Source organism: Pseudomonas sp. GM49 (genome assembly GCF_000282355.1).
Taxonomy (GTDB): domain Bacteria; phylum Pseudomonadota; class Gammaproteobacteria; order Pseudomonadales; family Pseudomonadaceae; genus Aquipseudomonas.
Window position 1 is genome coordinate 1 of the sequence record NZ_AKJL01000220.1, and the last position, 11,174, is coordinate 11,174.

General features: G+C 61.3%; 13 protein-coding genes. 1 reads left to right on the forward strand and 12 read right to left on the reverse strand.

The features are described 5' to 3' along the window. Positions 1-160: 160 nt before the first annotated feature. On the forward strand, positions 161-2,020 hold the full coding sequence (locus PMI29_RS09985) for a TonB-dependent receptor domain-containing protein (protein ID WP_008000423.1): 1,860 nt from the start codon (positions 161-163) through the stop codon (positions 2,018-2,020). Positions 2,021-2,116: 96 nt separating this feature from the next. On the opposite strand, the gene PMI29_RS09980 is transcribed toward PMI29_RS09985, so the two are convergent. The 12 genes from PMI29_RS09980 to nrdR all read right to left on the reverse strand — a co-directional run bounded on the left by PMI29_RS09980 (position 2,117) and on the right by nrdR (position 10,972). Continuing rightward, complete coding sequence (locus tag PMI29_RS09980; protein ID WP_008000425.1) at positions 2,117-2,962, reverse strand: cobalamin-binding protein; 846 nt, start codon at positions 2,960-2,962, stop codon at positions 2,117-2,119. Beyond that, the gene (locus tag PMI29_RS09975; RefSeq protein ID WP_008000427.1) at positions 2,962-3,381 is read right to left on the reverse strand and encodes a hypothetical protein; all 420 of its coding nucleotides are present in this window, start codon (positions 3,379-3,381) and stop codon (positions 2,962-2,964) included. Before PMI29_RS09975 ends, PMI29_RS09980 begins: the two co-directional genes overlap by 1 nt. Continuing rightward, positions 3,378-3,995, reverse strand: coding sequence for a GTP cyclohydrolase II (gene ribA, locus PMI29_RS09970; RefSeq protein ID WP_007984463.1), 618 nt, complete (start codon positions 3,993-3,995; stop codon positions 3,378-3,380). Before ribA ends, PMI29_RS09975 begins: the two co-directional genes overlap by 4 nt. Before the next feature lie 236 nt (positions 3,996-4,231). Next, positions 4,232-4,969, reverse strand: a complete 738-nt coding sequence (locus tag PMI29_RS09965) for a substrate-binding periplasmic protein (protein ID WP_008000429.1) — start codon at positions 4,967-4,969, stop codon at positions 4,232-4,234. Between the two features lie 35 nt (positions 4,970-5,004). Then, positions 5,005-5,508 (reverse strand): phosphatidylglycerophosphatase A family protein, encoded by a 504-nt coding sequence (locus PMI29_RS09960; protein ID WP_007970166.1) that lies wholly within the window; start codon positions 5,506-5,508, stop codon positions 5,005-5,007. Beyond that, positions 5,505-6,470 carry a thiamine-phosphate kinase gene (gene thiL, locus PMI29_RS09955; RefSeq protein WP_008000431.1) on the reverse strand — a complete coding sequence of 322 codons (966 nt, stop codon included), beginning with the start codon at positions 6,468-6,470 and terminating at the stop codon, positions 5,505-5,507. The genes PMI29_RS09960 and thiL overlap by 4 nt, the downstream gene beginning before the upstream one ends. Before the next feature lie 21 nt (positions 6,471-6,491). Further along, positions 6,492-6,992, reverse strand: a complete 501-nt coding sequence (gene nusB / locus PMI29_RS09950; protein ID WP_008000432.1) for a transcription antitermination factor NusB — start codon at positions 6,990-6,992, stop codon at positions 6,492-6,494. Continuing rightward, a complete protein-coding gene (ribH, locus tag PMI29_RS09945) occupies positions 6,989-7,465 on the reverse strand; it encodes a 6,7-dimethyl-8-ribityllumazine synthase (RefSeq protein WP_003228649.1) in 477 nt (158 codons plus the stop codon). The genes nusB and ribH overlap by 4 nt, the downstream gene beginning before the upstream one ends. 91 nt (positions 7,466-7,556) lie before the next feature. Beyond that, the gene (ribBA, locus tag PMI29_RS09940; RefSeq protein ID WP_007984459.1) at positions 7,557-8,648 is read right to left on the reverse strand and encodes a bifunctional 3,4-dihydroxy-2-butanone-4-phosphate synthase/GTP cyclohydrolase II; all 1,092 of its coding nucleotides are present in this window, start codon (positions 8,646-8,648) and stop codon (positions 7,557-7,559) included. Between the two features lie 16 nt (positions 8,649-8,664). After that, entirely contained in the window at positions 8,665-9,330 is a 666-nt protein-coding gene (locus PMI29_RS09935) for a riboflavin synthase (RefSeq protein WP_008000433.1), read from the reverse strand. Between the two features lie 47 nt (positions 9,331-9,377). Beyond that, positions 9,378-10,511 carry a bifunctional diaminohydroxyphosphoribosylaminopyrimidine deaminase/5-amino-6-(5-phosphoribosylamino)uracil reductase RibD gene (ribD, locus tag PMI29_RS09930; protein ID WP_008000436.1) on the reverse strand — a complete coding sequence of 378 codons (1,134 nt, stop codon included), beginning with the start codon at positions 10,509-10,511 and terminating at the stop codon, positions 9,378-9,380. Next, positions 10,508-10,972, reverse strand: a complete 465-nt coding sequence (nrdR, locus tag PMI29_RS0130315) for a transcriptional regulator NrdR (RefSeq protein ID WP_003228656.1) — start codon at positions 10,970-10,972, stop codon at positions 10,508-10,510. The genes ribD and nrdR overlap by 4 nt, the downstream gene beginning before the upstream one ends. Between the last annotated feature and the right edge of the window lie 202 nt (positions 10,973-11,174).

An 11,174-nucleotide genomic window follows, 5' to 3' on the forward strand; every position in this document is an offset into this window, starting at 1 on the left:
TGTCCAAAATCATTAGGCCAGTTCAGCTTGCTCGCGATGGCGGCCTGTCAGTCGACTCAAATGCTGACTGGTACACCGCTATCGCGAGCAAGCTCGCTCCCACAGTGGCTTTCAGCGTCTATCAAAACTGTATTCGCCTCAAAGCACCAACGGACTACCCATGAAACTCTCCCCCTTCGCCCTGACGCTGGCCCTGTTGCCGGCCGGCCCACTGCTGGCCGACACCTTCGAACGCGATCAAGCCCTGAAGCTGCCCGACGTATTGATCAGCGCCAACCGCCAGGTCGAAGCGCGCAATGACAGCAGTGCCGCCAACACTGTATTCACCCGCGAAGACATCGATCGCCTGCAGCCCGATAGCGTTACCGATCTGCTGCGTCGGGTGCCAGGCGTGCAAGTCTCGCAATCGGGTGGGCGCGGCAGTTTGCCGGGCATCTTCATCCGCGGCACCCAGTCGGCCCAGAGCCTGGTGTTGGTGGACGGCCAGCGCATCGGCAGCTCGACCTCCGGCGACAGCAATCTGCAACACATCAATATCGAGCAGGTCGAGCGCGTGGAAGTGCTGCGCGGCTCTCGCTCGGTAATTTATGGCAGCGATGCGATTGGCGGGGTGATCCAGATCTTCACCCGCCGTGGCGGCGAGCAAGGTCTGCAACCGCGTTTGCACACGGGTTTTGGCAGCAACCAGTCCTGGGAGCACAGCCTTGGCCTGTCCGGTGGTGATGAGCGAACCCGCTTCAACCTCGGCGCCAGCCTCGACGAAACCGCCGGGATCAATCGCACCCACCAGTCACACCCCAGCGACGGCGACCATGACGAGTATCGCAACCAGTCGTTCAGCCTGAGCTTGAGCCATGCCCTGGGCGATGACATCGAGATCGGCGCCAACGTCCTGGATAACCGTGGCAAGAGCGAGTTCGACAGCCCGTTCGGGGCAGTCCAACAGCAGCCCTACAACGAATTCGATGTGAGCAGTGTCAGCAGTTACATCGACGCGCGCATCAATGAAGCATGGAAAACCCGTGTTGAACTCGGTCACAGTGAAAATCGCGAGAAGACCTTCGACAAGCTCAGCGATGAGCGCAGTGTTTTCAATACTTACCGCGATTCGGTGACCTGGCAGAACGACCTGACGCTCAACGAGCACAACAGCCTGCTGCTGGGTGGTGACTGGTATGAAGACCGGATCAACAGCAGCACGGCGTACGACGAGGACAGCCGCTGGAACCGCGCCGCGTTTATCCAGCATCGTTTTCAGGCGGACAGTTTCTCCACGGAGTTGGGCCTGCGTCACGACGATAACCAGCAGTTCGGTAGCCAGAATACCTGGAGCGGCACCTTCACCCTGCCACTGAACCCGGACAACGAAATGCTGCTGACCTACAGCGAAGGCTTCCGCGCGCCGACGTTCAACGACCTGTACTACCCCGACTTCAGCAACCCGGACCTGAAGCCTGAAACCTCGAAAAGCTATGAGCTGCAATGGCGCAGCCAGTTGACCGAGAGCAGTCGTCTGGAGGCCTCGCTGTATCGCACCGACCTTGAAGACGCGATCATCTTCGGCAGCAACTCGCGCCCGGAGAACGTTGCCTCGGCGCGGATCAACGGTTTTGAAGCGGCATTGAAGCAGGAGTTGTTCGGCTGGCAGAGCAACCTTGGCGTGGCGATCATCGACCCGCGCGATCGCGACACTGGCCATACTCTGGCCCGTCGTGCGCGGCGCACCTTGAGCCTGGACCTGGATCGACAATTCGATCGCCTGGGCCTCGGCGCCAGTTGGCAAGCGGTCAGCAGCAGCTATGACGACCTGAACAATCAACAGCCGCTCGGCGGCTATGCCTTGTTGGGACTGCGCAGCAGCTGGGAGCTCAATCGTGAAATCGAACTGGAGCTGAAGGTCGATAACCTGCTGGACAAGGGTTACAGCCGGGCGTTGTATAGCTACCAAGGTAACCAGTTCGGGTATCGCGAGGAAGGTCGGGCGTGGATGTTCGGGGTAACGTGGACGCCGGAGATCTAAAAGCTCGACTCGATCCTTTGTGGCGAGGGGGCTTGCCCCCGTTGGGCTGCGAAGCGGCCCCAAAATCCTACACCCGTACTTCTCAGATGCATTGCATTAATCTGATTGCGGGTGCTGCGCACCCGAACGGGGGCAAGCCCCCTCGCCACAGGGCGCGATCAACTGGCAAAGCTTGGCGGTCGCCTCGACCATCTGCCCACTCGGGCGCTCCAACCCCTTGTCCGTGACCAGGCGCAATTGCCCTTGCGCTACCGCCGCCACCTGCGGCCAGGCTTTCCACGCATCAAGTTGCGCCTGATCGCTGGCCAGAATGACCTCGGGATTGCGCTGCAACACGGCTTCCACACTGACTTGCGGTGCCGGCAACTTCAGGTCGGCAAATACGTTTTGTGCACCGCAGACCTCCAGCGCGTCGCTGATGATCTGCTCGCCGCCGACGGTGTACAGCGGTCGATCCCACACCTGATAGAACACCCGTAATGGCTGATCTCGGCGATAGCGTTGGCGCAATTCATCCAGCCGCTGGCGTAAATCGGTGGTCAATGAAATTCCGCGTTCAGGTCGACCGAGCTGAGCGGCAATGGCCTCGATCTGCGCGGTGAGCTGGTCCAGGCTGTGGGGTTCGGCGACGAAAGTGGGAATATTCAGGCGCTTGAGCTGGTCACGCTGGGCCGGGCCGACGCTACCGGGCCATAGCAGCAACAGATCGGGTTTCAGGCTGAGCAGGCGTTCCACGTCCAACTGGCCATAGCGGCCAACGGACGGCAGGTTCTTGAGTTCGGCGGGGCGTTCACCGGCGTCCAGCACACCGACCAGGAGGTCGGCGGAACCCAGTTCAACGACAATTTCAGAGAGCGATGGTGCAAGGCTGACAACCCGCTCGACCGCGACTGCCGGGCCGCTGGCGGCCAACAGCAACACCGCCAGCCAGACCGAGCGCATCAACCGAGTTGACGCGGAATACGGTAGAGGTAGAACAGCACGGCGGTCGACAGCGCCATCAGCATCAGCGGCACCGCTTCGAGACCGACGAATACCGCCAGGGCACCGATCCAGGCCGGCAGACCGGCGGCAAGGAATGCCGTGCGACGCTTGGCAGCAAGACTGACCCAGGCGGCCGGCTCTTCAGGGGTATCGAGGGCTTTCTGGGTGGCGATCAACGCGTGTTTGTAGGCACCGAAAAACTTCAGGCTGACAAACATCGAAGCGACACCGGCGATGAACAACGGCATCGCCAGCACCGGCAGGATGGCTTCGGCCTGGCCGAACACCACGTTGATCACCAACAGCGGCAACAAGGCCAGTGCCAGGTATTGCCACCAGTTGACGGACAGTCGCCGCCGCACCTGACCGCGGGTCACGCCCGGTCTACCTCGCCCTGATGCTCATTGCCCATCATGTGGTCGAGCTTGCTGGCCTTGGTCGCCAGGTAGAGTCGGTTATGCGGGTTGTGGCCGGTGTGCAGCGGCACGCGCTCGGCGACCGCGATCCCCATATCGGTCAAGGCTTTGACCTTGCGCGGGTTGTTGGTCATCAGGCGCAGTGACTTCACACCCAGGTGCTCCAGCATTGGCAGGCACATGGCGTAGTCACGCTGGTCGGCAGCAAAACCCAGGCGCTCGTTGGCTTCAACGGTATCGGCGCCACCGTCCTGCAGCTCATAGGCGCGGATCTTGTTCAGCAGACCAATGCCCCGGCCCTCCTGGCGCAGGTAGAGCAAAACACCACGACCTTCGCGGGCGATGGCCTGCAAGGCGGCCTCCAGTTGCGAGCCGCAGTCGCAACGCTGGCTGAACAAGGCATCGCCCGTCAGGCATTCGGAGTGCAACCGGCCGAGTACCGGGGCACCGTCGGCGAACTCACCCAGGCTCAGCACAACGTGCTCGCGGCCGGTGGCCTCATCGAGAAAGCCGTGCATGGTGAATTGCGCAAAAGGCGTTGGCAGCTTGGAAGCGGCGACAAAAACGACAGGCACCGGTGTGCTCCTGATCTAAAAGTCTGAAGATTCGCAGAGCCGGCATTGTAACAGCAGGTTCCGGAGGACGCTTAGGCTGAATTATCGGCGATAACTATCAATAAGTTTGATATGCGCCCTGACGACACTCTCCTGTGTAGGAGCGAGCTTGCTCGCGATGGAGTGTCAGCTATCTCGCTGTCGACTGACACTCCTTCGCGAGCAAGCTCGCTCCTACAGGGTTCTGTATCAGCCCTTCAGTTCGAATCAAACGGATACGGCTGTTTCCAGCGTTCAAAAATCGGTTTCAGCTCGCCGCTTTTCACCAGTTGCTCCATGCGCTGATCGAACAGGGCCATCAGGCTGCGCGCCTTCGGGGTCTTGGCGAAACACAGATACAGCGGCAACTCTGTAATATGGGTGCGCCGCAGCTGGGACGGATCCTTGGCGCGTTTGAGGACGTCATCGACTTCGGTCAGGGCATCGATATAGAAGTCGACGCGATTGTGGGTCAGCATCGACACGATGCCGTCGCGCCGCTGCACTTCAGCAAAGTGCTGCACGTTGGGCAAATAGTCCTGGTAATCGTAGCCACGGACCCAGGCCAGTCGATAATTGCCCAGGGTTTCCGGGGTTGGCACCGGACTGCTCGCCAGGCCCAGGGCATAGATGTGATCGGTGTCGAAGCTCCAGTGGGGATAGAGCACAGCCTCGGACTCGTCGCGATAGGAACCGACGCAGGCATCGACTTCCCCCCTTTCGGCCAGGCCCAGCGAACGCACGTAGGGCTCGGTGCGGATGTCCACTTTGACACCTGCCGGCTCGAACACTTGACGCAGCACGTCCCAGCCCAGGCCATGACCGTCAGCAGCGGTGTAGTCTTCCCAGTCTTCGCTGGCCAGATGAATCACCGACGGCGGCGTACCTCCCCCTCCTCCCGCTTGGGCAAAAGAGCAAAACATCGCGAACACCACCATCAATCCACGTAGAACCATCCCTGCTCCCCCGATTAACGCCTGGAAACCCTTGATCAGGCGAAAAACCACACCAGTCCCTGCATTGCCAACCAGGCGAACACCCCGGCCAGGACATCATCGAGCATGATGCCGACGCCGCCATGTACGTGCCGGTCAATCCAGCGAATCGGCCACGGCTTGAGGATGTCGAAGAAGCGGAACATCAAGAAGCCCGCGAGCAACCATTGCCAACCTTCCGGCACCAGCCACAGGGTGATCCACATCCCGACCATTTCGTCCCAGACGATGCCTTCATGGTCGTGTACCCGTAAATCGTCGGCCACTTTGCCGCACAGCCAGAAGCCGAACAGCATGGTGATGCCGAGCATCAGCCAGTAACCCCAGTCGGGCAGCATTTGCCACAACGGGATAAAAGGCAGCGCAACTAACGATCCCCAAGTGCCGGGCGCCTTTGGCAAGGTGCCCGAGCCGAAGCCGAACGCCAGGAAATGCCACGGATTACGCCAGACTGACGGCGGTACGAATTCCGCCGGGACCTGTTTGGGATGATCTGTCACGGTGACTCCCGAAAATGTTGATAACCCCGATTTTGCGGGGTGATGTCTTTGCCGTCGGCGTCCAGCAGCCTTACGCCCAGCCCCGTCACCACCTTTCCAATCACATGGATCGGCCAGCCGTCGGCCAGCAATAGCGGCAACTCGACGGACGGTAAGGTGAAAACCAGGACGTAGTCATCGCCTCCGCTCAAGGCCGCAACCTGTGCATCCGATTGACCGAGAAAGTCGACCAGGCTTTGCGACAGCGGCAAACGATCCCGCTCGACTTCGATACCGACCTTCGAGGCCAGCGCGATATGCCCGCAATCAGCGAGCAAGCCGTCGGAGATATCCATTGCCGAAGTGGCCTTGCCACGCAGCGCCTGACCCAGGCCAAGCTGCGGTTGCGGCGACCAGTAATGCGCCAGCAACGGCTCGGCGATGCTGGCTTCGGCCGTGCGCTGACCGAGCACCAAGGGCAAGGCACCGGCGGCATTGCCCAGGTCGCCACCGACACACAGCAGATCGCCCGGTTGTGCACCGCTGCGGGTCAACGCCAGACCGCCCGGCACACGCCCGAATACGGTCATGGTCAGGCTCAGCGGTCCACGGGTCGTGTCACCACCCACCAGCGCCACGCCGCAGCTTTGCGCCATCTGGTTCAAACCACGGGCATAGGCTTGCAGCCAATCGGCGGTTACCGTCGGCAAGGTCAGGGCAAGGGTAAAGGCAACGGGGGTGGCGCCCATGGCAGCCAGGTCGCTGACGGCCACGGCCAGCGAACGCTGACCGAGCAGAAAGGGATCGCAGGGATCGGCGAAATGCACGCCGGCCACCAGCGTATCGGTAGAAATTGCCAACTGCTCCCCGAGAGGAACAGCCAGCAAAGCGCAGTCATCGCCGATCCCGAGGGCAACGCCTTCGCCGCCCTGCGCACAAGGCGCGGCGGCAAAGAAATTGCGGATCAGCTCAAACTCGCCCATTGGCAGCAACTCAAGCGCCGATCAGCGCTTGAACGCCTTCACTTCAGCTTCACGCAGACGCGGGGCCAGCTTGTCGAGCACACCGTTGACGAACTTGTGGCCATCGGTGGAACCGAAGACCTTGGCCAGTTCGATACCTTCGTTGATCACAACGCGGTATGGCACGTCGACGCGCTTGAGCAGTTCCCAGGTCGACAGGCGCAGAACCGCCAGTTCAACCGGGTCCAGCTCTTCGATGGTCAAGTCCAGGCAAGGCTTGAGTGCAGTGTCTATTTCGGTCTTGAACTGCGGAACCCCGTGCAGGATTTCGCGGAAGTACGCGCCGTCGACATCGGTGAAATCGTTATCGACCCGGAACTGCGCTTCGATCTCGTTCAGCGACTGCTTGGCCATGTGCCATTGGTACAGCGCCTGAGTCGCGAGCTGACGGGCTTCGCGACGCTTGACGCTTTTCGATGGCTTGCCGGCATCCGCAGGCTTTGGATCGCGCGGGTTGAAACGATCGCTTTCGTCGCTAATCACTTGGCCTCCAACTGCGCCAGCAGGCTGACCATTTCCAGAGCGGACAGGGCAGCTTCGGCACCTTTGTTACCGGCCTTGGTGCCGGAACGTTCGATGGCTTGCTCGATGGAATCAACGGTCAGCACGCCGAATGCAACCGGTACGCCGAACTCCATGGACACCTGGGCCAGGCCCTTGGTGCATTCGCCAGCCACGTATTCGAAGTGCGGAGTACCGCCACGAATGACTGCGCCCAGGGCGATGATTGCCGCGAACTCGCCCTTTTGAGCGACTTTCTGCGCAACCAGCGGGATTTCGAAGGCGCCAGGCGCGCGGATGATGGTGATGTCGCTTTCGCTTACGCCGTGGCGAACCAGGGCATCAACTGCACCGCTGACCAGGCTTTCAACGACGAAGCTGTTGAAACGGCCCACTACCAGAGCGTAGCGGCCTTTAGGGGCGATGAAGGTACCTTCGATGGTCTTCAGGGTCATTCGATAGATCTCTTAAAGAGCCGGGACGCGTCTTGTACGCGTCCCTCAGTGATTTATTTGCCGCGAATTCAGGGCCGGAAACTGCCGGTCATTATTCGGAGGGCACGTATTCTACAACTTCCAGATCGAAACCGGATATCGCATTAAATTTCATCGGCGCCGACATCAGGCGCATTTTGCGCACGCCCAGGTCGCGCAGAATCTGCGAACCGGCACCCACAGTGCTGTAGGTGGTCGGTTTTTTCACCGCTGCGTGGTCCGCGGTTTCGCGGATATGCGCCAGCAACACGTCGCCATCGAGCGGGTGACCGAGCAACAGCACCACTCCGCTGCCGGCCTCGGCAACCGTGGCCATGGCGGCGCGCAGGCTCCAGCGGCCCGGTTGCTTGACCATCAACAGGTCACGCAGCGGGTCCATGTTGTGCACCCGGACCAGGGTCGGTTCTTCGGCGCAGACATTGCCAAGGGTCAGGGCCATGTGCACGTCGCCTTCCACCGAATCACGATATGTCACCAGGTTGAATTGGCCCAGTTCGCTGTCCAGTGGCTGCTCGGCAATCCGCTGAACGGTACGTTCGTGGATCATTCGGTAGTGAATCAGGTCGGCGATGGTGCCGATCTTGATGTCGTGCTCGGCGGCAAAAGCTTCCAGCTCGGCGCGACGGGACATGGTGCCGTCGTCGTTCATCACTTCGCAAATCACGCCGCTCGGCTCGAAACCGGCCATGCGCGCCAGGTCGCAGGCAGCTTCGGTGTGGCCGGCACGGGCCAATGTACCACCAGCCTGGGCCATCAGCGGGAAGATGTGACCCGGGCTGACGATATCTTCAGCCTTGGCATCACGGGCGGCAGCAGCCTGCACGGTGCGCGCGCGGTCGGCAGCGGAAATGCCGGTGGTCACGCCGGTGGCGGCCTCGATGGACACGGTGAACTTGGTACCGAAACCGGAACCGTTACGCGGCGCCATCAACGGCAGCTTGAGCAGTTCGCAACGCTCGCGGCTCATAGGCATGCAGATCAGGCCACGGGCGTGCTTGGCCATGAAGTTGATGTGCTCGGGCTTGCAGCACTCGGCGGCCATGATCAGGTCGCCTTCGTTCTCGCGATCTTCGTCATCCATGAGGATGACCATCTTGCCTTGGCGGATGTCTTCAACCAGTTCTTCGATGCTATTGAGCGCCACAAGGCACCCCCTTGAGTCAGGATTTGAGGTAGCCGTTGGCGGCCAGAAAGCTTTCGGTAATGTTTCCGGATTTTGCAGGCTCTGCGGCCTTGTCGCCCAGCAGCAGGCGCTCCAGATAACGGGCCAGCAAGTCCACTTCCAGGTTCACCCGGCGACCAGGCTGATACGACGCCATAATGGTTTCGCTCAGGGTGTGAGGAATGATGGTCAGCAGGAACTCGGCGCCATCGACCGCGTTCACGGTCAGACTGGTGCCGTCGACGGTGATCGAACCTTTATGGGCGATGTACTTGGCCAGTTCCTTCGGCGCACGAATGCGGAATTCCACGGCGCGCGCGTTTTCGGTACGGGCAACCACTTCGCCCACGCCATCGACGTGACCGCTGACCAGGTGCCCGCCTAGGCGAGTGGTCGGAGTCAGGGCTTTTTCCAGATTGACCGGGCTGCCGCTTTTCAGGTCGTTCATGGCGGTGCAGTCGAGGGTTTCGCGACTGACGTCCGCCGCAAAGCCGTTGCCCGGCAACTCAACGGCGGTCAGGCATACGCCGTTGACCGCGATGCTGTCGCCCAGCTTGACGTCGCTCAGGTCGAGCTTGCCTGTTTCGACGTGAACCCGCACATCACCGCCCTTTGGGGTCAATGCACGAATACTGCCGATGGATTCGATGATGCCGGTAAACATGAGGTTCTCCTCGAGAACAAAGCCAAAGCTTGCGCGATGGCCGGAAATTATACGCTCGCTGCTGGCAAAGGAATGGCGATGACTCGCCAGTCATCGCCAACGGCACGAATTTCGGTGATTTTCAGCTCCGGCGCATCCTTCATTTGCGCGAGCGGCCAGTCCAGCAGCGGCCGCGCCGAGGAACCCAGGAACTTGCCGGCGATAAAAATCTGGAACTCATCCACCAAACCCAACTGGGCAAAGGCACCCGCCAGACGCGGACCGGCCTCGACCAGCACTTCATTGACCCCGCGAGCAGCCAATTCGACCAGCAGCTGACGCAAATCGACCTGGCCGTCGTAGCCGGGCACGATCAGGCATTCCGGACCATTGGCATATTGCTCTTCCACCGCCACGCAGGTAGCGACCAGCGCCGGGCCGGCCTTGAAGAACGGTGCATCCAGCGGCACCCGCAGGCGACCGTCGATCAGCACACGCAACGGCGGACGGCTCATGGCCAGTGCAGTTTGCTCAGCGTCCAGACCCAGCTCATCGGCGCGTACGGTCAACCGCGCGTTGTCCGCCAGCACCGTGTCGGCACCGGTCAACACCACACTGGCCTGAGCGCGCAGGCGTTGCACCGCCGAACGTGCGGCCGGGCCGGTGATCCATTGGCTTTCGCCACTTTCCATGGCCGTGCGCCCGTCCAGGCTCATCGCCAACTTGACCCGCACGAACGGCAAGCCGTGTTCCATGCGTTTCAGAAAGCCTTGGTTGAGCTTGCGCGCCTCGCTTTCCAGCACGCCGCTTTCGGTGGCGATACCCGCCTGGGCCAAACGCTGCAGACCGCGACCGGCGACTTCCGGGTTCGGGTCCTGCATCGCCGCGACCACGCGGGCCACACCGGCATTCACCAGCGCATCGGCACAGGGCGGCGTACGGCCGTGGTGGCTGCAAGGCTCAAGCGTCACATAGGCGGTAGCGCCACGAGCCTGCTCACCTGCGGCGCGCAGGGCGTGGACTTCGGCGTGGGGCTCGCCGGCGCGAACATGCCAGCCTTCGCCGACAATCTGCCCGCCCTGCACGATCACGCAACCGACCCGCGGATTGGGGTGCGTCGTGTAATGTCCCTTGCGCGCCAGTTCCAGGGCACGGGCCATGAAATGGGCGTCGAGGATGGCTTGTTCGGCAGGCGTGGTCATTCTTTCACCGGTTCACGGGCCAGGCGATCGATCTCTTCGCGGAACTCGTTGAGGTCCTGGAAGCGGCGATACACCGAAGCGAAGCGGATGTAGGCGACTTCATCGAGCTTCTGCAGCTCGGCCATCACCAGCTCGCCGACCACGAGGGATTTGACCTCGCGTTCGCCGGTGGCACGCAGTTTGTGTTTGATGTGCACCAGCGACGATTCGAGGCGCTCGACGCTCACCGGGCGCTTTTCCAGCGCGCGCTGCATGCCGGCGCGGAGTTTTTCTTCGTCGAACGGCTGGCGACTGCCGTCGGTTTTGATCAGGCGCGGCAACACCAGTTCAGCCGTCTCGAACGTCGTGAAACGCTCGCCGCAGGCCAGGCATTCACGCCGGCGGCGCACCTGTTCGCCCTCGGCGACCAGACGCGAGTCGATGACCTTGGTGTCGTTGGCACCGCAGAAGGGACAGTGCATGGTGGCAGGCAACAAAAAAAGGGAGGGCCATGGTAGCGCATCCCGGTGGCAAGACAAGCCATAGGGTTTGCGGTATACAGACGGGATGATCACTTGATCCATGGAATTCAGCTTTATGGAGCCACCAATGTCGTTACGCCCGCTCATTTTGCTCAGTGTTTTCAGCCTGCTGGTGGCTTGCGGCAGCGATGCACCCAAGCCC

What these genes read in the sequence shown, in the direction of transcription:
- PMI29_RS09985 (WP_008000423.1), top strand. Translation starts at nt 161, where the DNA reads ATGAAACTCTCCCCCTTCGCCCTGACGCTGGCCCTGTTGCCGGCCGGC.
- PMI29_RS09965 (WP_008000429.1), bottom strand. Translation starts at nt 4,969, where the DNA reads ATGGTTCTACGTGGATTGATGGTGGTGTTCGCGATGTTTTGCTCTTTT.
- PMI29_RS09980 (WP_008000425.1), bottom strand. Translation starts at nt 2,962, where the DNA reads ATGCGCTCGGTCTGGCTGGCGGTGTTGCTGTTGGCCGCCAGCGGCCCG.
- nrdR (WP_003228656.1), bottom strand. Translation starts at nt 10,972, where the DNA reads ATGCACTGTCCCTTCTGCGGTGCCAACGACACCAAGGTCATCGACTCG.
- thiL (WP_008000431.1), bottom strand. Translation starts at nt 6,470, where the DNA reads ATGGGCGAGTTTGAGCTGATCCGCAATTTCTTTGCCGCCGCGCCTTGT.
- ribD (WP_008000436.1), bottom strand. Translation starts at nt 10,511, where the DNA reads ATGACCACGCCTGCCGAACAAGCCATCCTCGACGCCCATTTCATGGCC.
- PMI29_RS09935 (WP_008000433.1), bottom strand. Translation starts at nt 9,330, where the DNA reads ATGTTTACCGGCATCATCGAATCCATCGGCAGTATTCGTGCATTGACC.
- ribH (WP_003228649.1), bottom strand. Translation starts at nt 7,465, where the DNA reads ATGACCCTGAAGACCATCGAAGGTACCTTCATCGCCCCTAAAGGCCGC.